Source organism: Streptococcus sanguinis (genome assembly GCF_013343115.1).
GTDB classification, from domain to species: domain Bacteria; phylum Bacillota; class Bacilli; order Lactobacillales; family Streptococcaceae; genus Streptococcus; species Streptococcus sanguinis_H.
Window position 1 is genome coordinate 919339 of record NZ_CP054570.1, and the last position, 19646, is coordinate 938984.

General features: G+C 42.3%; 19 protein-coding genes. All 19 read left to right on the plus strand.

Translation table 11 applies throughout. The annotated features are described in order from the left end of the window. The first annotated feature begins 216 nt into the window (after positions 1-216). The 19 genes from FOC72_RS04570 to FOC72_RS04660 all read left to right on the plus strand — a co-directional run bounded on the left by FOC72_RS04570 (position 217) and on the right by FOC72_RS04660 (position 19572). Positions 217-555 carry an ATP cone domain-containing protein gene (locus FOC72_RS04570; protein ID WP_002895476.1) on the plus strand — a complete coding sequence of 113 codons (339 nt, stop codon included), beginning with the start codon at positions 217-219 and terminating at the stop codon, positions 553-555. A gap of 141 nt (positions 556-696) precedes the next feature. Then, positions 697-1548 carry a ribosome biogenesis GTPase YlqF gene (gene ylqF / locus FOC72_RS04575; protein WP_002895477.1) on the plus strand — a complete coding sequence of 284 codons (852 nt, stop codon included), beginning with the start codon at positions 697-699 and terminating at the stop codon, positions 1546-1548. Then, a complete protein-coding gene (gene rnhB / locus FOC72_RS04580; RefSeq protein ID WP_002895478.1) occupies positions 1535-2299 on the plus strand; it encodes a ribonuclease HII in 765 nt (254 codons plus the stop codon). Before ylqF ends, rnhB begins: the two co-directional genes overlap by 14 nt. A 17-nt stretch (positions 2300-2316) precedes the next feature. After that, positions 2317-3159 carry a PRD domain-containing protein gene (locus FOC72_RS04585; RefSeq protein ID WP_002895479.1) on the plus strand — a complete coding sequence of 281 codons (843 nt, stop codon included), beginning with the start codon at positions 2317-2319 and terminating at the stop codon, positions 3157-3159. Then, positions 3135-3698 carry a sugar O-acetyltransferase gene (locus FOC72_RS04590; protein WP_002895480.1) on the plus strand — a complete coding sequence of 188 codons (564 nt, stop codon included), beginning with the start codon at positions 3135-3137 and terminating at the stop codon, positions 3696-3698. Before FOC72_RS04585 ends, FOC72_RS04590 begins: the two co-directional genes overlap by 25 nt. A gap of 131 nt (positions 3699-3829) precedes the next feature. Beyond that, positions 3830-4672 (plus strand): DNA-processing protein DprA, encoded by an 843-nt coding sequence (gene dprA / locus FOC72_RS04595; protein ID WP_002895481.1) that lies wholly within the window; start codon positions 3830-3832, stop codon positions 4670-4672. 84 nt (positions 4673-4756) lie between these two features. Next, entirely contained in the window at positions 4757-6850 is a 2094-nt protein-coding gene (topA, locus tag FOC72_RS04600; RefSeq protein ID WP_002895483.1) for a type I DNA topoisomerase, read from the plus strand. Positions 6851-6908: 58 nt separating this feature from the next. Continuing rightward, complete coding sequence (locus FOC72_RS04605; RefSeq protein WP_002895485.1) at positions 6909-7403, plus strand: hypothetical protein; 495 nt, start codon at positions 6909-6911, stop codon at positions 7401-7403. A 93-nt stretch (positions 7404-7496) separates the two neighbouring features. Then, positions 7497-8831 carry a methylenetetrahydrofolate--tRNA-(uracil(54)-C(5))-methyltransferase (FADH(2)-oxidizing) TrmFO gene (gene trmFO / locus FOC72_RS04610; RefSeq protein ID WP_002895487.1) on the plus strand — a complete coding sequence of 445 codons (1335 nt, stop codon included), beginning with the start codon at positions 7497-7499 and terminating at the stop codon, positions 8829-8831. Positions 8832-8930: 99 nt separating this feature from the next. After that, positions 8931-9281: a DUF1801 domain-containing protein gene (locus tag FOC72_RS04615; protein WP_002895488.1), complete on the plus strand. Its 351-nt coding sequence runs from the start codon at positions 8931-8933 to the stop codon at positions 9279-9281. A 164-nt stretch (positions 9282-9445) separates the two neighbouring features. Further along, positions 9446-10270: an alpha/beta hydrolase gene (locus FOC72_RS04620; protein WP_002895489.1), complete on the plus strand. Its 825-nt coding sequence runs from the start codon at positions 9446-9448 to the stop codon at positions 10268-10270. Positions 10271-10302: 32 nt separating this feature from the next. Further along, complete coding sequence (locus tag FOC72_RS04625) at positions 10303-11043, plus strand: esterase family protein (protein WP_002895490.1); 741 nt, start codon at positions 10303-10305, stop codon at positions 11041-11043. Between the two features lie 12 nt (positions 11044-11055). Further along, positions 11056-12222, plus strand: coding sequence for an ATP-grasp domain-containing protein (locus tag FOC72_RS04630; protein ID WP_002895491.1), 1167 nt, complete (start codon positions 11056-11058; stop codon positions 12220-12222). 222 nt (positions 12223-12444) lie between these two features. Further along, entirely contained in the window at positions 12445-13413 is a 969-nt protein-coding gene (locus FOC72_RS04635) for a thiamine pyrophosphate-dependent dehydrogenase E1 component subunit alpha (protein WP_002895492.1), read from the plus strand. Between the two features lie 18 nt (positions 13414-13431). After that, positions 13432-14424 (plus strand): alpha-ketoacid dehydrogenase subunit beta, encoded by a 993-nt coding sequence (locus tag FOC72_RS04640; RefSeq protein WP_002895494.1) that lies wholly within the window; start codon positions 13432-13434, stop codon positions 14422-14424. Positions 14425-14883: 459 nt separating this feature from the next. After that, positions 14884-15927, plus strand: coding sequence for a dihydrolipoamide acetyltransferase (locus FOC72_RS04645; protein WP_002895495.1), 1044 nt, complete (start codon positions 14884-14886; stop codon positions 15925-15927). 78 nt (positions 15928-16005) lie between these two features. After that, positions 16006-17712, plus strand: coding sequence for a dihydrolipoyl dehydrogenase (lpdA, locus tag FOC72_RS04650; protein WP_002895496.1), 1707 nt, complete (start codon positions 16006-16008; stop codon positions 17710-17712). Positions 17713-17778: 66 nt separating this feature from the next. Next, positions 17779-18768 carry a lipoate--protein ligase gene (gene lplA / locus FOC72_RS04655; protein WP_002895497.1) on the plus strand — a complete coding sequence of 330 codons (990 nt, stop codon included), beginning with the start codon at positions 17779-17781 and terminating at the stop codon, positions 18766-18768. 165 nt (positions 18769-18933) lie between these two features. Beyond that, positions 18934-19572, plus strand: coding sequence for a hypothetical protein (locus FOC72_RS04660; RefSeq protein ID WP_002895498.1), 639 nt, complete (start codon positions 18934-18936; stop codon positions 19570-19572). Positions 19573-19646 lie beyond the last annotated feature (74 nt).

Genomic DNA, 19646 nt, shown 5'->3' on the forward strand with positions numbered 1-19646 from the left:
CTTAAACTGAAAAGTGAATTCAGAATCTGATAGTTTTTGAAGAGCATATAAAAAAGAGAGCTTCCTTTGAAAAATATTGGAAAAAATTATATAATGTTAAGGTGTAGTCTAGCTTCCAGAATTCTTTTTGAGCAGACTATAGACAACTGGATTGGCAGCAGTCATGTTAGAGACTTACATTAGATTAGAAATATATAATATAAAAGGAGTTTTTTTATGCAAGTTATTAAACGGAGTGGTGAGGTCGTAGAATTCGATCCAGATAAAATTTATCAAGCAGTTTTAAAGGCAGCACAGACTGTCTATGTGTTGACAGATGATTTGCGTCAGAATTTAGCGCAGGTTACAAAGAAAGTTGTTCTGGATTTGGAAGAAGCTAAAGTTGAACGTGCGACGATTAGCATGATTCAGTCCATGGTTGAAAGTCGCCTCTTGGGTGCAGGTTATATTACTATTGCAGAGCATTATATTTCTTATCGTTTGCAGCGCGATTTAGAGCGCAATGGCTATGGAGATCATATAGCTGTGCATCTGCATTTTGAACAAGTAAGATAAAGTTAGAAAGCCCGTTAGGGCTTTTTTTACTCTTGCGGTAGAGAGTATCACTTTAGAATTCACCCGCTTAAATCCTAGAAATATGTTAAAATAGGTAAAGATATAAAATTTTATCAATGATATTCGTTGAAAGGATAAATTATGGCAACGATTCAATGGTTTCCGGGGCATATGTCCAAGGCACGGAGACAGGTACAGGAAAATATTAAGTTTGTTGATTTTGTGACGATATTGGTTGATGCGAGACTTCCTTTATCCAGTCAAAATCCTATGCTGACTAAGATTGTGGGGGATAAGCCCAAGCTTTTGATTTTAAACAAGGCTGATTTAGCTGACCCTGTTCGTATTAAGGAATGGCAGAGTTATTTTGAAAGTCAGGGGATTCCGACTTTATCTATTAATTCCAAAGAGCAATCTGCTGTTAAAAAAGTTACAGACGCAGCTAAGAAGCTTATGGCTGATAAATTGGCGCGTCAGAAAGAAAGAGGAATTCGCATCGAAACCCTGCGTACCATGATAATCGGTATTCCCAATGCCGGAAAATCAACCCTCATGAATCGCTTGGCAGGTAAGAAAATTGCCGTTGTAGGGAATAAGCCAGGTGTGACCAAGGGGCAGCAATGGCTCAAGTCAAATAAAGACTTGGAAATCTTGGATACACCAGGGATTCTCTGGCCTAAGTTTGAAGATGAGACGGTTGCTCTCAAGCTTGCCCTGACTGGTGCTATCAAGGATAATCTGCTGCCTATGGATGAGGTGACGATTTTTGGCCTCAATTATTTCAAGGAGCATTATCCTGAGGAGCTGATAGCACGCTTCAAGCAGCTGGATCTTAGCCAGGAAGCGCCTGACATGATTATGGATATGACTCAAAAACTTGGCTTCCGCGATGACTATGACCGTTTTTACAGCCTATTTGTCAAAGATGTCCGCGATGGCAAGTTAGGTCGTTATTGCTTGGACACGGTTGGAGAACTAGATGGCAACGATTAAAGAAATCCAGCAACGTTTAGAGTTAGTGACTGATTTGGCTGATCCTTTTCTGGCAGAAGCAGCTAATGACCAGCGGAGCGGAGTTCAAAAGGCGATTGAAAAGCGTAAAAGAGCCATTCAGGCGGAGTTAGACGAGGAACTGCGTCTGGAGCAGATGCTACGGTATGAAAAAGAGCTTTATAAAACCGGCTTTCGGGCGATCGCTGGGATTGATGAGGTCGGTCGTGGTCCTCTAGCTGGACCTGTTGTCGCTGCAGCTGTTATCTTACCTCCAGGATGTAAGATTAAGGGGCTCAACGACAGCAAGAAGATACCCAAGAAAAAACATCAAGAAATCTATCAGGCAGTTCTAGATAAAGCTTTGGCAGTGGGTATTGGCTTGATAGACAATGAGATTATAGACCAAGTCAATATCTATGAAGCGACCAAGCTTGCTATGAAAGATGCTTTGTCTAAGCTTTGTCTCAAGCCAGATTATCTGCTGATTGATGCCATGAAGCTAGATGTCGAGATTCCGCAAGAGTCCATCATCAAAGGTGATGCTAATTCGCTATCTATTGCAGCGGCCAGTATTGTAGCTAAGGTTACTCGGGATAAGCTGATGACAGACTATGACAAGAAATTTCCTGGCTATGATTTTTCGCAAAATGCAGGTTACGGAACTATGAGACATTTGCAGGGCTTGGAGCGAAACGGCGTAACTCCTATTCATCGCAAGACATTTGAACCAATAAAATCCATGTATGAATAGGCACGAAGAGGTGAGGCATGCTTATCAGTAAAATCTTAAACAATAATGTGGTGATTTCTGAAGAAAACCAAGAAGAAGTTATTCTCATGGGACGAAGACTGGCCTTTGGTCGAAAAGTTGGCCAGGAGATTCCAGATGAGCTGATTGAGAAAAAGTATGTCTTGTCAGAAAATAGACGACAGCTTCTGATGGAGTTGCCAGCAGAGGTCATGGAAATGTCAGATAAGATTATTTCTTTCGCAAGGGAGAAACTGCAGAAGAAACTCAAAGACACTGCTTTTCTGGCGATGGCAGATCATATCCACGGAGTCTTGCTGCGCTTGGAAGATGATATTTATCTCAAGAATTTCCTCATGTGGGATATTAAACGCTTTTTTCCTATCGAGTTTGAGGTTGGTCAGTATGCAAAACAGCTTTTGAGCGCTTATGTCAGCAAGGAACTTCCAGATGATGAAGCAGCATTTATGGCGCTGACCTTGGTCAATGCAGAGTTGGAAAATGGCGATGGAACTGCGCGTGATTTGACTATGATGATGGAGGAAATCATGACCATTGTCAAGTACAGTTTGGAAATTTCTTTAGACGAGGAAGACATCTACCTTGAGCGCTTCATGACCCATCTAAAATTTTTCTGTGAGCGAGTCCTGACTGATAGAGGCCACCGTGACTTGGAGGACAATGAAATGTTTGACTTACTTAAATGTAAGTATCCCTTGGCCTATGAAACCACTAGGAAGATTGCTGAATTTTTAAAGCAAACCAGAAATTACCAAACATCAGAGGATGAACAACTGTACCTGACTATCCATTTGTCACGCATGAAAAGGAGGATGCTATGCGAAGCGAATACGAAAAGATGATTGCTGGGGAGATTTACCGACCACAAGATGAAGATTTAAGAAAAATTAGAGCCCGATCCAAAGAATTTCAATATCGTTTTAACCAAGAGCAAGACAGTGACCGGCGCAGTGTTATTATCAAAGAATGGTTTGGCAGCACAGGGGAGAATCTTGCTATGAAGCCTGATTTGGTCTGTGATTATGGAATCAATATTCATCTAGGGGAGAATTTTTGTTCTAACTGGAACCTGACCATGTTAGATGTCTGCCCCATTCGCATCGGAGACAATGCTATGCTTGGTCCAAATTGCCAGCTTCTGACACCTCTTCATCCGCTTGATCCAGTGGAAAGAAATTCCGGTATTGAGTACGGAGCACCAATCACTATTGGTGATAATTTCTGGGCTGGCGGAGGTGTGACGATTCTGCCAGGCGTGACACTAGGGGATAATGTGGTAGTCGGAGCAGGAGCGGTTGTGACCAAGTCTTTTGGTGACAATGTAGTCTTGGCTGGTAATCCAGCACGAATTATTAAGGAAATTCCTGTTCATAAAGTATAAATGATGGGTTAAAGGCAAATAGTCAAGGAGACCAGCTATTGACAACATCAAATTCAATAAAATCGTAAAGGAGGAACTGTATCGCAGTTCTTTTTTTGAACTTTTTACGAATAAGAAAGTGAGGTGAAAAAATGAATAATTTTGAGATTTATAAAATGAAAAAAGCTGGCTTGACTAATCATCAGGTTTTAAATGTTTTGAGATACGCCGAGAGTAGAGATGGCAAGCTTTCTCTGCGAGATAAGGCTGTCGTATCTGAGTGCCGCAATCCCGCTCTCTTTATAGAGAAATACAAGAGGCTTGATTTACCAGCTTTGAAGGAAGAATTTGAACTTTTCCCGTCCTTTTCTATCTTGGATGATATTTACCCTTGGGATTTATGCGAGATTTATGATGCCCCGACTTTGTTATTTTATCAGGGAAATCTAAATCTACTAGAATTGCCCAAGGCTGCGGTCGTTGGCAGTCGAGACAGCAGTAAGCAAGGAAATGCCTCTGTACAAAAGATTATCAAAGAGCTAAATAATGAATTGGTTATCGTCAGCGGCTTGGCTCGTGGGATTGATACAGCGGCTCATATGGCTGCCCTGCAAAACGGAGGTCAGACCATTGCTGTCATCGGAACAGGATTAGATGTCTTTTATCCTAAGGCAAATAAAAAACTACAAGCTTACATTGGCAAAAATCATTTATTATTGACAGAGTATGGTCCAAGTGAACAGCCCTTGAAATTTCATTTTCCAGAGCGGAATCGTATTATCGCCGGTCTCTGTCGAGGCGTCATCGTGGCAGAAGCTAAGATGCGCTCAGGCAGCCTGATTACCTGTGAGCGAGCGATGGAAGAAGGGCGGGATGTCTTTGCTATTCCGGGGTCAATTTTAGATGGAAAATCTGACGGTTGCCATCATTTGATTCAAGAGGGTGCAAAGTGCATCACATCAGGCTCTGACGTCCTATCTGAGTTTGATTTTTAAAACAAGTTTTCCTATAAGAAAAGTTAGCAGTTGACATCTATCAAAAAATAGTTTAAACTCTATGAGATTTATTTCTTATAGAAGGTGTCTAAATTGGTAACAAAAACAAAGAAAAAGTCTACGACCAAGAAAAATCTTGTCATCGTAGAGTCGCCTGCTAAGGCAAAAACAATAGAAAAATATCTGGGACGAAACTACAAGGTTCTGGCCAGTGTCGGGCATATTCGTGACTTGAAAAAGTCTACTATGTCCATTGATTTTGAGAACAACTATGAGCCGCAGTACATCAATATTCGTGGTAAAGGTCCGTTGATTAATGACTTGAAAAAAGAAGCAAAGAAAGCTAAACAAGTCTTTCTGGCAAGTGACCCGGACCGCGAAGGAGAAGCTATTTCTTGGCATCTGGCTCACATTCTGAATCTGGATGAGAAAGAGAAAAACCGTGTCGTCTTTAATGAAATCACCAAAGATGCAGTCAAGAACGCTTTTAAAGAGCCGCGTCAGATTGATATGGATCTGGTCGATGCCCAGCAGGCTCGACGAGTTTTGGACCGCTTGGTTGGTTATTCCATTTCTCCTATTCTCTGGAAGAAAGTCAAAAAGGGCCTATCAGCTGGCCGGGTGCAGTCTGTTGCGCTTAAGCTGATTATCGACCGGGAAAATGAAATCAACGCCTTCAAACCAGAAGAATACTGGACAATTGACGGAACCTTCAAGAAGGGAACTCGTCAGTTTCAGGCCAGCTTCTATGGTATGAATGGTAAAAAGATGAAGCTGACCAACAACGATGAGGTCAAAGAAGTTCTGTCTCACCTCAAGGGTGATGACTTTACAGTCGACAGCGTCGAAAAGAAAGAGCGTCGACGCAATGCTCCGCTGCCCTACACGACTTCCTCTATGCAGCAGGATGCTGCTAATAAGATTAATTTCCGGACTCGTAAGACCATGATGGTGGCTCAGCAGCTCTATGAGGGGATTAATATCGGTTCTGGCGTACAAGGTCTTATTACGTATATGCGTACCGACTCGACTCGTATCAGCCCAGTAGCGCAGAATGAAGCAGCAAGCTTTATCACGGATAAATTTGGCGCCAAATATTCCAAACATGGCAGCAAGGCTAAGAACGCCTCTGGAGCTCAAGATGCCCACGAGGCCATTCGTCCTTCCAGCGTTTTTAACACACCAGAAAGCATTGCAAAGTATCTAGACAAGGATCAACTTAAGCTCTATACGCTAATTTGGAACCGTTTTGTAGCTAGCCAAATGACAGCAGCAGTCTTTGATACTATGAATGTTAAGTTGGGGCAAAATGGTGTCCAATTTGCTGCCAACGGCAGTCAGGTCAAGTTTGATGGCTATTTGGCTATTTATAATGACTCTGACAAGAATAAAATGCTGCCAGACATGGAAAAGGGCGATACCGTCAAACGTGTCAATACCAATCCAGAACAGCACTTTACCCAGCCACCTGCTCGTTATTCTGAAGCGACTCTCATCAAAACTTTGGAAGAAAATGGTGTTGGTCGTCCGTCTACCTATGCACCGACCATTGAAACTATTCAGAAACGATATTACGTTAAGCTGGTTTCCAAGCGCTTTGAGCCAACGGAACTAGGAGAGATTGTCAATTCTCTGATTGTCGAATTCTTCCCAGGCATCGTAAATGTGAAATTCACAGCAGAAATGGAAGCTAAACTAGATGATGTAGAAGTTGGCAAAGAGCAATGGCAGAAAGTTATTGACGAGTTTTATCAACCTTTTGAAAAGGAAGTGGCTAAAGCCGAAACTGAAATGGAGAAAATCCAAATCAAAGATGAACCAGCTGGTTTTGACTGCGAGGTCTGCGGAAGTCCTATGGTTATCAAGTTGGGGAGATTTGGAAAATTCTACGCCTGCAGCAATTTCCCTGACTGCCGTCACACTCAGGCTATTGTCAAGGAAATCGGCGTGACCTGCCCGCAGTGTCAGAAAGGTCAAGTTATTGAGCGTAAGACTAAGCGAAATCGCATTTTCTACGGTTGTGATCGTTATCCTGACTGTGATTTCACATCTTGGGATAAGCCAGTCAGTCGGAACTGTCCAAAATGTGACCATTATCTGATCGAAAAGAAAGTTCGCGGTGGCGGTAAGCAAGTGGTCTGCAGCAATGGCGATTACGAAGAAGAAAAAGTGAAATAGTTATTTTTACATAATTTATATTACGTAAAATATCTTTCTGAAGAAGAGGTATAGTTTTATGACGGATAAATTTGCAGAATTTCTAAAAATCACATCTCAACTGAATAAGATGGGCATTGTTCCACTTCTGATGGGTTCTCTAGGTCTGGAACAGGTTACTGGTCAGGACTGGCAGGCGCGGGATATTGATATTCATGTTCATGGTGATGAGCGTGGCTGGGAAGCACCAGATGAAGAACGTATTTATGATATGGACAAGATTGAGCCTATGATGGAGCGCTTGGGCTATCGCTTAGTCGATCTGCATGAGCATGAATTTCAAAAAGAAGACTTATCTATTGAATTTGGAGCCATGGAAACCTTGGAGGCATTCGCTGGTGTGCCGATGGAGAAGTTGACTCGAAAAGAAGTTGAAGATGTTGAGTTTCTACTGCCAACTGCAGAGCAATTTTTAGCTATCTATCGTGCTTCTTCACAAGATTCTTACCGAAATGAAAATAACAATCATAAAGATTTTGCTAAGATTGCTTACTTGGAAAAAATGACAAAATGATAGACATTCAGGAATTCTCCTGTCTGTCTTTTTTACTATCTTTTTGTTATAATGGTCAGAGTGAAAATCTAGAAATATCCAAGGGAGAGTATCATGTCATTATCCTATATCAATGTTATCGGTGCTGGTCTGGCTGGCAGTGAAGCAGCTTACCAGATTGCCAAGAGTGGCATCCCGGTCAAACTCTATGAAATGCGGGGTGTTAAGTCAACACCTCAGCACAAAACTGCAGACTTTGCAGAACTGGTCTGCTCTAACTCTCTGCGAGGAGATGCGCTGACCAACGCAGTCGGTCTGCTCAAGGAAGAAATGCGACGGTTGGACTCGGTCATCTTAAAGTCAGCAGAAGCGACTCGGGTTCCAGCAGGTGGTGCTCTAGCGGTTGATAGAGAAGGCTTTTCGCAGATGGTGACGGAGCTAGTGACCAATCATCCATTGATTGAGGTCATTCGTGAAGAAATCACCGAAATTCCGGAGGATGCCATCACAGTTATTGCGACAGGACCCTTGACCAGCGATACTTTAGCAGAAAAAATCCACACGCTCAATGGAGGTGACGGTTTTTATTTCTACGACGCAGCAGCGCCAATTATTGATGTCAATACTATTGATATGAGCAAGGTCTATCTCAAATCCCGCTATGATAAGGGGGATGCTGCCTATCTCAATGCGCCAATGACTAAGCAAGAATTTATGGATTTCCATGATGCTTTGGTCAATGCTGAGGAAGCACCGCTCAATTCCTTTGAAAAAGAAAAATACTTTGAAGGCTGCATGCCTATTGAAGTCATGGCTAAGCGAGGGATTAAAACTATGCTTTATGGACCGATGAAGCCAGTTGGTTTGGAATATCCAGATGACTATCAAGGCCCTCGAGATGGTGAATATAAGACGCCATACGCTGTGGTGCAGCTTCGTCAGGATAATGCAGCGGGCAGTCTTTACAACATCGTTGGCTTCCAAACTCATCTCAAGTGGGGAGAGCAAAAGCGGGTCTTTCAAATGATTCCTGGCCTTGAGAATGCAGAATTTGTCCGCTATGGTGTCATGCATCGAAACTCTTATATGGACTCTCCAAATCTGCTTGAACAGACTTTCCGCTCTAAGAAACAGCCAAATCTTTTCTTTGCAGGTCAAATGACTGGAGTTGAAGGGTACGTAGAGTCAGCAGCTTCAGGTCTAGTTGCTGGTATTAACGCTGCTCGACTCTTCAAGGGAGAAGAAGCACTTGTCTTTCCAGAAACAACAGCTATTGGAAGTCTGCCTCATTATGTTACTCATGCTGACAGCAAGCATTTCCAACCCATGAATGTCAATTTTGGGATTATCAAAGAATTGGAAGGTCCGCGCATTCGTGATAAAAAAGAACGTTACGAAAAAATCGCCGAGCGAGCATTAAAAGACTTACAATTTTATCAAGAAATTTAAAAAAAAGTTAGGATTTTCTTGATTTTGTGCTATAATAAATAAAAAATTTGGAAATCGGACATCAATGACCAACCTACAATCTCAAATTAGGAGGAGACCATGAACCAAAAAGTAAAAAATCTGCTGGATGATTGGCTAATTAATAATCCTGCCTTGTATGAAATCGCCAATAGTGTGCGCACGAAAATACGGCAACTGTCAGATACGGTAGTCGAAGAAGTGAAATATGGCGGTATTTTGTTTGCCGCCCCCGAACCGTTTTGCGGCATTTTTGTTTATAAGCAGCATGTAACTGTGGAATTTGGTCGTGGCGCCGAGATGGCAGACCCATACGGTTTGTTGGAAGGCAAGGGTAAAGGCCGTCGCCATTTGAAATTACATACGCTTGAAGATATAGAAAACAAGCATTTGACGGATTACTTGCGATTGGCTCAAAAAGTAGCAGAATAAAATTGCTGAGCGAGCCTTGCAGGATTTACAGCCTTATTTGGATAAATAATCTATTTTCTATCATTATCTAATAAAAATCATTAAAAAGTTAGGAAATCCCTAACTTTTTTGCTTAATTTGTGATATAATAAATAAAAATTTTGAAAATAGAAAGTTTTCTGAAAATGAATAAATCCTATTTTTATCTTGAAATGAAAACGCATGAGTTAGTCGTTCCTTATACCAAGCAGAAACGCCGTGTCCGCGTATTGCTTCCAAAGAACTATAGCCAGGACACAAACAAGACTTATCCAGTCGTTTATTTTCATGACGGACAAAACGTTCTCTATAGCAAGGAGTCTTTCAGCGGCCATTCGTGGAAAGTTATTCCGACAATCAAACGCAATCCAGATATTGAAAAAATGATTGTCGTGGCTATTGATAACGATGGCCAACGGCGGATGAATGAATACGCAGCTTGGAAGTTCCAAGAGTCCAATATTCCCGGCATTCAGTTTGGCGGCAAGGGAACGGAGTATGCGGAGTTCGTCATGGAAGTCGTCAAGCCTTTCATTGACCAGCATTATCGAACCAAGTCGGATCGGTTGCATACGGCTATGATTGGCTCTTCTCTTGGGGGAAATATCAGCCAGTTTATCGGTGTTGAATACCAAGATCAGATTGGCTGTCTGGGCATCTTTTCATCAGCTAATTGGCTTCATCAGGAAGCTTTTGATCGTTATATTGAGAGAAAAACGCTTCAGGCAGACCAGCGAGTTTTCATTTATGTTGGGACGGAAGAGGCTGATGATACAGATAAGACATTGATGGCGGGCAATATCAAGCAGGCCTATATTGATTCATCGCTCAGCTATTTCCGGCAGTTGCTTGTGTCTGGGGTAGATTTGGCAAATATTCAGATTAAGATCCAGTCTGGAGCTATTCACAACGAGATTGCTTGGGCAGAGCACTTGCCAGACTGTTTCCGTTTTATCAGCGAGAAGTGGTAAGCTAGTCAAACAGTGAGAAAGAGGTAGAAACTATGCATGTAGAATTTTTAAGCCATTGGAGCGGTAATCTAGGCCGTGAAATGTATATCAATCGCTATGGCCACGCTGGGCTCCCGATTATAGTCTTTGCATCATCAGGCGGCAGCCACAATGAGTATGCTGACTTTGGTATGATTGAGGCCTGCGCAGGCTTTATCGAAGCTGGTAAAGTCCAGTTTTTCACTCTCAGTAGTGTTGATAGTGAGAGTTGGTTGGCGGACTGGAAGCATCCTCACGATCGAGCAGAAATGCATCGTGCATATGAGCGTTATGTCATCGAGGAAGCTATTCCTTTCGTTAAGCATAAGACGGGCTGGTTTGACCCTATGATGACGACAGGTTGCTCCATGGGAGCTTATCATGCTGTTAATTTCTTTCTGCAGCATCCAGATGTTTTCAATAAAGTGATTGCCCTCAGTGGTGTCTATGATGCACGTTTCTTTGTCGGTGACAATTTGAACGACGAAGTCATTTATCAAAACTCACCAGCCGACTATATCTGGAACCAAAATGATGGCTGGTTTATTGACCGCTATCGACAGGCCGATATTATCGTTTGTACTGGCTTGGGCGACTGGGAGCAGGATGGTCTACCTTCCTTCTACACGCTGAAAGAAGCTTTTGAGCATAAGAATATTCCAGCTTGGTTTGCCGAATGGGGTCATGATGTTTCCCATGACTGGATTTGGTGGCGTAAGCAAATGCCTTATTTCCTTAATGAACTCAATCTTTAAAGGAGGTTTCCTATGAATTATATCGTTATTTCTCCCTATTATCCACAAAATTTTCAGCAGTTTACTGTGGAACTAGCTAACAAAGGAATCACTGTTCTGGGAATCGGTCAGGAGCCTTATGACCAGCTAGACCAGCCTTTGAAGGATTCATTGACCGAATATTTCAGAGTAGAAAATCTTGAAAATCTTGACGAAGTAAAAAGAGCAGTGGCCTTTCTCTTCTACAAGCATGGACCTATCGATCGGATTGAGTCGCATAATGAATACTGGCTAGAACTGGACGCTGAGTTGCGTGAGCAATTCAATGTCTTTGGAGCAAAACCAAAAGACTTGAAAAAGACCAAGTTCAAATCAGAGATGAAGAAGCTCTTTAAAAAAGCAGGTGTTCCAGTCGTTCCAGGTCAGATTGTAAATACAGAAGCAGGCGCTGATTTGGCTGTCAAGAAACTTGGTCTGCCTTTGATTGCTAAGCCTGATAATGGAGTAGGAGCAGCTGCAACCTTTAAATTAGAAACAGCAGAAGATGTCGAACGATTCAAGCAAGAATGGGATCATCAGACAGCTTATTTCTTTGAAAAGTTTGTCCAGTCTGGCGAGATTTGTACCTTTGATGGTTTGGTAGATAAGGATGGTCAGATCGTCTTTTCAACTACCTTTGACTATGCTCATACACCGCTGGATTTGATGATCTATAAGATGGACAATTCCTACTACGTTCTCAAGGATATGGATCCCAAACTCCGTGCATATGGAGAAGCGATTGTCAAAATTTTCGGCATGAAAGAACGCTTTTTCCATATTGAGTTCTTCCGCGAAGGTGATGATTATGTAGCCATTGAGTACAATAACCGTCCAGCAGGCGGCTTTACCATTGATGTCTATAATTTCGCCCACTCAATCGATCTTTACAGAGGCTATGCAGCGATTGTAGCAGGAGAGCCTTTCCCAGCTGCCCACATGGAGCCGCTGTATTGTCTGGCAACATCACGCCGTGCATCAACGAACTATGCTTACCCTGAGGCTGACTTGCTGGAGAAATACAGAGATAATTTCAAAGTTAAGAAAGACATGCCAGCTGCATTTGCGGAGCTGCAAGGTGATTACCTCTATATGCTGACAACACCAAGCTGTGAGCAGATGGAGCAGATGATTGCAGACTTTGCTAAACAGGCAGACTAATCGGAGTCGTGCTCTGCTATTATTTTCGTATAACAGTTTCAAAATAGTAAAAACTACTCTAGCACAAAAAGTTTGTGAAATTTCTATTTTGGCATCGAAAACCAGTTTATCCAATGGATTGACTGGTTTTTCTTTGTGAAATGCAAGTGAGCAAAAGTTTTGACAGTGCTTACAGCTTTAGATAGAATTAAATAGAAGAATTATGCTTAGAAAGGCAAAAAAATGGCAACTTTAGATAAAAATCTTTTGTTAGAGATGTTCCGTAAGATGGAAGAAATCCGTCGCATGGACTTAAAAATTGCTCAACTTGTAAAAAAAGGAAAGGTTCCTGGAATGACTCACTTCTCAGTAGGTGAGGAAGCGGCCAATGTCGGTGCTATGCTGGCCTTGAATGAGGATGATTTGCTGACTTCTAACCACCGAGGGCACGGTCAAGCTATCGCCAAAGGAATCAACCTCAACGAAATGATGGCGGAAATCCTTGGTAAATATACTGGAACCTGTAAAGGAAAAGGCGGATCTATGCACATTGCTGACCTAGATGCTGGAAACCTTGGTGCCAATGGTATCGTTGGCGGCGGCATGGGAATTGCTGTCGGAGCAGCCTTGACCCAGCAAATGCAGAAGACAGGTAAGATTGTTGTCTGCTTCTTTGGAGACGGGGCTACCAACGAAGGTGTCTTCCACGAAGCAGTCAATATGGCTTCTATCTGGAATCTACCAGTTATTTTCTATTGTATCAATAACGGCTATGGTATTTCTGCCGACATCAAGAAAATGACCAATGTAGAGCACATCCACGAGCGCAGTGCAGCTTATGGCATTCCAGGTATGTTCATCGAAGATGGCAATAATGTTCTGGATGTCTATGAAGGCTTCCAAAAGGCTGTAGAGCATGTTCGTAGTGGTAAAGGACCTGTCTTGATTGAGAGTGTGACCTATCGTTGGTTGGGACACTCGTCTTCGGACCCAGGTAAATACCGTACTCGTGAAGAAGTAGAAGAATGGAAGAAGAAGGATCCAATCGAAAATCTTCGTAAATACCTGGTGGAAAATAAGATTGCAAGCGAGGAAGAGCTGGAAGCTATCCAAGCTGGAGTAAAAGAAGCAGTAGAAGCGTCTGTAAAATTTGCAGAAGAAAGCCCATTCCCGCCGCTTGAATCTGCCTTTGAAGATATTTACGCAGACTAAAGAGAGGAGAAAAAGAAAATGGAAACTAAAACTATGTCTTTTCGTGACACCATTATCCTCGCTATGTCTGAGGAAATGCGTCGCGATGAAAATGTACTCTTGATGGGAGAAGATGTCGGAGTCTTTGGTGGAGATTTCGGAACATCTGTTGGTATGCTGGAAGAGTTCGGTCCAGAGCGTGTACGTGACTGTCCTATTTCAGAAGCAGCTATTTCTGGAGCAGCAGCTGGAGCAGCTATGACAGGGCTGCGTCCAATCGTAGACATGACCTTTATGGACTTCTCTGTAATCGCCATGGATTCTATTGTTAACCAAGCCGCTAAAACGCGCTATATGTTTGGCGGAAAAGGACAAGTACCAATGACTGTCCGCTGTGCAGCAGGTAATGGAGTTGGTTCTGCTGCTCAACACTCGCAGTCTTTGGAATCTTGGTTTACCCACATTCCAGGCCTTAAAGTAGTCGCTCCAGGAACTCCGGCTGATATGAAGGGGCTTCTCAAGGCTTCTATCCGAGATAACAACCCAGTCATTATTCTAGAATACAAGTCTGAATTTAACCAAAAAGGCGAAGTGCCACTGGATCCTGAGTATGTAATACCACTTGGTGTTGGTGAAATCAAAAAAGAAGGTACCGATGTAACAGTTGTTACCTACGGAAAAATGCTTCGCCGTGTCATGCAGGCGGCTGAAGAATTAGCAGAAGAAGGTATCTCTGTAGAAGTGGTTGACCCACGTACATTGGTGCCACTTGATAAGGATATTATCATCAACTCTGTTAAGAAGACTGGAAAGGTCGTTTTGGTTAATGATGCCCACAAAACTAGCGGTTTCATTGGAGAAATTTCAGCGATTATTTCTGAGTCAGAAGCATTTGACTATCTAGATGCGCCAATCCGCCGTTGTGCAGGTGAAGATGTGCCAATGCCTTATGCACAAAACTTGGAAAATGCGATGATTCCGACCGTTGAAAGCATCAAAGACGCTATTCGGAAGACATATCATAAAGAATAAGGTATAATAAAGAAAAGGCTTTCTTACGAATTAGATTACATAAATTATTTTATGTAATCTAATCTTGTGTAGAGGGTCAAAGTAGCTAAAATTTTACTAATTGCAGACAATCGTTATTCGGATCGATTTTATCTGATGAGCGAATTAGTAGGTCTACAAGGTTGGTCGCAGATAGCGGTAACTATAATAACTTTAGATACATTTGTATCCAAGTTACTTGTAGAGTTTAACATGGGCTAAAAGCTCGGAAAAAAGATAAATCTCCTTGGTTTCATTGAAGCCAGCGTTGATTTCTTATTTTTCAGTCGCTTTTTACGCCCTTAGTATCATGTAATTGAATTCGGACGGAGGACTGCGAAAAAAGATAGATTTCCTTGTGTTCATCGAACACAGCGTCAATCTCCTATTTTTTCATTGTCCTCTGCGTCCTTAATATCTTATAATAGAATTGGAGAGGTCATGGCTGATGACAAGCTAAGAGCGACTCCTGCAGCTAGAAAGTTAGCGGATGATTTGGGAATTAACCTCTATGATGTTTCTGGCTCAGGCGCAAACGGTCGTGTCCACAAAGAAGACGTGGAAACTTATAAAGATACAAATGTGGTGCGCATTTCACCACTGGCAAAACGAATTGCTCAAGAACACAATATTGCTTGGCAAGAGATCCAAGGAACTGGCCATCGTGGCAAGATTATGAAGAAGGATGTACTTGCTTTCTTGCCTGAGAATGTTGAGAGCGACACAATCAAATCTCCTGCTCAAATTGAAAAAGTGGAAGAAGTGCCTGATAATGTCACTCCTTATGGCGAAATTGAGCGTATTCCAATGACGCCGATGCGGAAGGTCATTGCTCAGCGGATGGTAGAATCTTACCTGACGGCGCCAACCTTCACCCTCAACTATGATGTTGATATGACAGAAATGCTGGCCTTGCGTAAAAAAGTGCTGGATCCAATCATGGAAGCAACTGGCAAAAAAGTAACTGTCACAGACCTGCTTTCGCTGGCTGTTGTGAAGACATTGATGAAGCATCCTTACCTCAACTCAACTTTGACAGAGGACGGCAAGACCATTATTACACACAACTATGTCAACCTTTCAATGGCAGTCGGTATGGATAATGGCCTGATGACACCAGTTGTCTACAATGCAGAAAAAATGAGCCTATCAGAGCTTGTAGTAGCCTTTAAAGATGTAATCGGACGTACCTTGGAAGGCAAATTAGCTCCGAGCGAGCTGCAAAATTCAACCTTCACAATCAGTAACTTGGGTATGTTTGGCGTTCAGTCTTTTGGGCCAATCATCAACCAGCCAAACTCTGCTATCTTGGGTGTGAGCTCAACAGTAGAAAAACCTGTCGTTGTTAATGGTGAAATTGTTATTCGTCCAATTATGAGCCTAGGCTTGACCATTGACCACCGTGTAGTTGACGGAATGGCTGGAGCTAAGTTTATGAAGGACTTGAAGGTTCTTATTGAAGACCCAATTTCAATGTTGGTATAAGATTTTCTTTGCTAGTCTGAAAAACAAAGAAACGAAACACTCAGCAAATGAAAAATTAAATTAGAAAAGGAAAGAAAAATGGCTTTAGAAGTAATTATGCCAAAAGCCGGCGTGGATATGACTGAAGGGCAAATTGTCCAATGGAATAAGAAAGTCGGCGAATTTGTCAAAGAAGGGGAAATCCTTCTGGAAATTATGACTGACAAGGTCAGTATGGAATTGGAAGCCGAAGAAGACGGCTACCTGATTGCTATTCTCAAAGGTGACGGAGAAACTGTTCCAGTAACGGAAGTCATCGGTTACTTGGGAGAAGAAGGGGAAAATATCCCAACCGCTGGCGGCTCTGCACCTGCGGAAGCACCAGCTCCTACGACAGCGGCAGTAAGTACAGATGATGATAAGAGTGATGATGCTTACGATATCGTTGTTATCGGTGGCGGACCTGCTGGTTATGTAGCGGCTATAAAAGCAGCCCAGCTGGGTGGTAAGATTGCCTTAGTTGAGAAGTCCGAACTCGGCGGAACCTGCTTGAACCGTGGCTGTATTCCTACCAAGACTTACTTGCACAATGCTGAAATCATTGAAAGCCTTGGTCACGCTGCTAACCGTGGTATCATCATCGAAAACCCAAGCTTCATAGTGGACATGGACAAGGTTTTGGAAACCAAAAACAAGGTTGTCAATACACTCGTTGGCGGTGTTGCTGGCCTTCTTCGCAGCTATGGCGTAGATGTTCATAAGGGAATTGGCACCATTACTAAAGACAAGAATGTTCTTGTAAACGGCAGCGAGCTGCTAGAAACGAAGAAGATTATCTTGGCTGGTGGTTCAAAAGTCAGCAAGATCAATGTTCCTGGTATGGAATCATCTCTTGTTATGACCAGTGATGATATTTTGGAAATGAACGAAGTGCCAGAAAATCTGGTTATTATCGGCGGTGGTGTTGTCGGTATTGAGCTTGGACAAGCCTTCATGACATTTGGCTCAAAAGTTACCGTTATCGAAATGATGGACCGCATCGTACCCGCTATGGATGCGGAAGTTTCTAAAAACCTTCGCCTCATCTTGGAGCGCAAGGGCATGACAATCCTGACTGAAACTAAGTTAGAAGAAATCATCGAAGAAAATGGAAAACTTCGTATCAAGGTAGAAGGAAAAGAAGATATTGTTGCAGATAAGGCTCTGCTATCTATCGGACGTGTGCCAGACCTAGAAGGTATTGGCGAGGTTGAGTTCGAACTGGATCGTGGCCGTATCAAGGTCAATGAGTACATGGAAACTTCTGTTCCAGGTATTTACGCACCAGGTGATATCAATGGTACTAAGATGCTGGCTCATGCAGCCTTCCGTATGGGTGAAGTTGCTGCTGAAAATGCGCTGAAAGGTAATCACCATGTTGCTAAACTCAATCTGACGCCTGCAGCTATTTACACCCTGCCAGAAGTAGCAGCAGTTGGTTTGACAGAAGAGCAAGCTCGTGAGAAATACGATGTAGCAATCGGTAAGTTCAACTTCGCTGCTAACGGCCGCGCCATTGCTTCAGATGCAGCTCAAGGTTTCGTTAAAGTCATTGCCGACAAGAAGTACGGTGAAGTCCTAGGTGTTCATATCATCGGTCCTGCAGCTGCAGAATTGATCAACGAAGCATCAACCATCATCGAAATGGAAATCACTGTAGAAGAAATGCTTAAGACCATTCACGGTCACCCAACCTTCTCAGAAGTTATGTACGAAGCTTTTGCAGACGTACTGGGGTTGGCAGTTCACTCACCTAAGAAAAAATAATTTAAAAGATAGATTAGACTGGACATAAATCATTGTTCCAGTCTCTATCGTATAAAGAGGTAGCTTATGAAATACATTGTTAACTACTCAAATGACACAGCTTTTAATATTGCTCTGGAAGAATATGCTTTCAAACACCTCTTAGATGAGGATGAAATTTTCCTGCTCTGGATTAACAAACCTTCTATCATCGTAGGGCGCCACCAAAACACTATCGAAGAAATCAACCGTGATTATGTTCGTGAGCATGGCATTGAAGTTGTGCGTCGTATCAGTGGCGGAGGAGCTGTTTATCATGATCTAAACAACCTTAACTACACCATTATCTCTAAGGAAAGTGAAGATAGAGCTTTTGACTTCAAGAGTTTTTCTACGCCGGTTATCAACACTCTAGCAGAACTTGGAGTAAAGGCTGAATTCACTGGCCGTAATGACCTGGAAATTGACGGTAAGAAGTTCTGTGGCAATGCGCAGGCCTATATCAATGGCCGTATCATGCACCATGGTTGCCTGCTCTTTGATGTTGATCTGTCAGTCTTGGCCAATGCACTTAAGGTTTCTAAAGATAAGTTCGAATCAAAAGGGGTTAAATCTGTTCGTGCACGCGTGACAAATATTGTCAATGAATTGCCAGAAAAGATTACTGTCGAAGAATTCCGTGACCTGCTTCTGGACTATATGAAGAAAGAGTATCCAGAAATGACAGAATATGTCTTTTCCGAGAAAGAACTGGAAGAAATCAAGCAAATCAGAGATAGCAAGTTTGGAACTTGGGACTGGAACTATGGTAAATCACCTGAATACAATGTGCGCCGTGGCACCAAATTTACCAGCGGTAAGGTAGAAATCTTTGCCAATGTTGTTGAATCTAAGATTCAGGATATTAAAATCTATGGAGACTTCTTTGGTATTGAGGACGTAGCAGCAGTAGAAGATGTGCTGCGCGGTGTTAAATACGAGCGTGAAGATGTCCTGAAAGCTCTTGAAACGATTGATATTAGCCGCTACTTTGCTGGAATCAGCAGAGAAGAGATTGCCGAAGCTATCGTCGGTTAAAATATGACATAAAGAAAACCAAACTCTTCGAGAGTTTGGTTTTTCATGTAAAGAGTTTATTTCAAATCGACAACATTCTTACGTTTCTTTGACCGGCTAGTTTTCTCTAGGCTTTATCTGCTAGATATGATAAAATGATAGGGAATTAGAGAAAGAGGTGTCTTGATGCAGAAAGTCCCAGTAGAAAGCCTTGGTCTGTTTGAGCAGTTGGATCGCACAGTTGTAGCTTTTCTGAAGAAAAAAACTTCTCCTAATCCAGACAATTTTTATGTTAGCATATCTGAAGAAGATTATGAGAAAAAGAAAGAAGAATTTGAAAAATCTGGCTATCAAGCAGTGAAATTGCCACTTGGTATGGCGTTAGATAATGTCATTCAGCAACCTTCTTTTCAAAACCTAGTTATTGGCGGGCTCTACATGATAGATGTTTTCGTTCCCAAGGAAGACCTGATGCCCTTGAAGGATCTTGTAGACAGCTTTTGTATCATGTTTGCAGCAGCTAATAATCGAATAGAGAATATCAAGGCTTACGATCTGATGAAGAGTAAAACGGTCTATTTTATCGGAAAACTCTTCACGGATAATCCTCAGCCAGGCGATGAAGTTAGCTTCGAAGGGCTGAATAGAGAGACAGCAGAAGGCTCCTACGAAGCAGTCAAATGTTTCCTAACTAGAGAAAGCGCTGAAAAGTACAACTCCAAGAATCGACCTGTCACAGCAGCAAATCTAGAACATCTCAAGCACTTCTGGGGCAAACCGCTGATTGTTGAACCCCATCGTAATTATTGGATTGAGTTTTTATAAGAAAAAGAGCGAAGCATCTAAAATGGATTTTCGCTCTTTTATTTTTATTACAATATTTACATATTTTTAATTAT

What these genes read in the sequence shown, in the direction of transcription:
- FOC72_RS04570 (WP_002895476.1), top strand. Translation starts at nt 217, where the DNA reads ATGCAAGTTATTAAACGGAGTGGTGAGGTCGTAGAATTCGATCCAGAT.
- ylqF (WP_002895477.1), top strand. Translation starts at nt 697, where the DNA reads ATGGCAACGATTCAATGGTTTCCGGGGCATATGTCCAAGGCACGGAGA.
- rnhB (WP_002895478.1), top strand. Translation starts at nt 1,535, where the DNA reads ATGGCAACGATTAAAGAAATCCAGCAACGTTTAGAGTTAGTGACTGAT.
- FOC72_RS04585 (WP_002895479.1), top strand. Translation starts at nt 2,317, where the DNA reads ATGCTTATCAGTAAAATCTTAAACAATAATGTGGTGATTTCTGAAGAA.
- FOC72_RS04590 (WP_002895480.1), top strand. Translation starts at nt 3,135, where the DNA reads ATGCGAAGCGAATACGAAAAGATGATTGCTGGGGAGATTTACCGACCA.
- dprA (WP_002895481.1), top strand. Translation starts at nt 3,830, where the DNA reads ATGAATAATTTTGAGATTTATAAAATGAAAAAAGCTGGCTTGACTAAT.
- FOC72_RS04605 (WP_002895485.1), top strand. Translation starts at nt 6,909, where the DNA reads ATGACGGATAAATTTGCAGAATTTCTAAAAATCACATCTCAACTGAAT.
- trmFO (WP_002895487.1), top strand. Translation starts at nt 7,497, where the DNA reads ATGTCATTATCCTATATCAATGTTATCGGTGCTGGTCTGGCTGGCAGT.
- FOC72_RS04615 (WP_002895488.1), top strand. Translation starts at nt 8,931, where the DNA reads ATGAACCAAAAAGTAAAAAATCTGCTGGATGATTGGCTAATTAATAAT.
- FOC72_RS04620 (WP_002895489.1), top strand. Translation starts at nt 9,446, where the DNA reads ATGAATAAATCCTATTTTTATCTTGAAATGAAAACGCATGAGTTAGTC.
- FOC72_RS04625 (WP_002895490.1), top strand. Translation starts at nt 10,303, where the DNA reads ATGCATGTAGAATTTTTAAGCCATTGGAGCGGTAATCTAGGCCGTGAA.
- FOC72_RS04630 (WP_002895491.1), top strand. Translation starts at nt 11,056, where the DNA reads ATGAATTATATCGTTATTTCTCCCTATTATCCACAAAATTTTCAGCAG.
- FOC72_RS04635 (WP_002895492.1), top strand. Translation starts at nt 12,445, where the DNA reads ATGGCAACTTTAGATAAAAATCTTTTGTTAGAGATGTTCCGTAAGATG.
- FOC72_RS04640 (WP_002895494.1), top strand. Translation starts at nt 13,432, where the DNA reads ATGGAAACTAAAACTATGTCTTTTCGTGACACCATTATCCTCGCTATG.
- FOC72_RS04645 (WP_002895495.1), top strand. Translation starts at nt 14,884, where the DNA reads ATGGCTGATGACAAGCTAAGAGCGACTCCTGCAGCTAGAAAGTTAGCG.
- lpdA (WP_002895496.1), top strand. Translation starts at nt 16,006, where the DNA reads ATGGCTTTAGAAGTAATTATGCCAAAAGCCGGCGTGGATATGACTGAA.
- lplA (WP_002895497.1), top strand. Translation starts at nt 17,779, where the DNA reads ATGAAATACATTGTTAACTACTCAAATGACACAGCTTTTAATATTGCT.
- FOC72_RS04660 (WP_002895498.1), top strand. Translation starts at nt 18,934, where the DNA reads ATGCAGAAAGTCCCAGTAGAAAGCCTTGGTCTGTTTGAGCAGTTGGAT.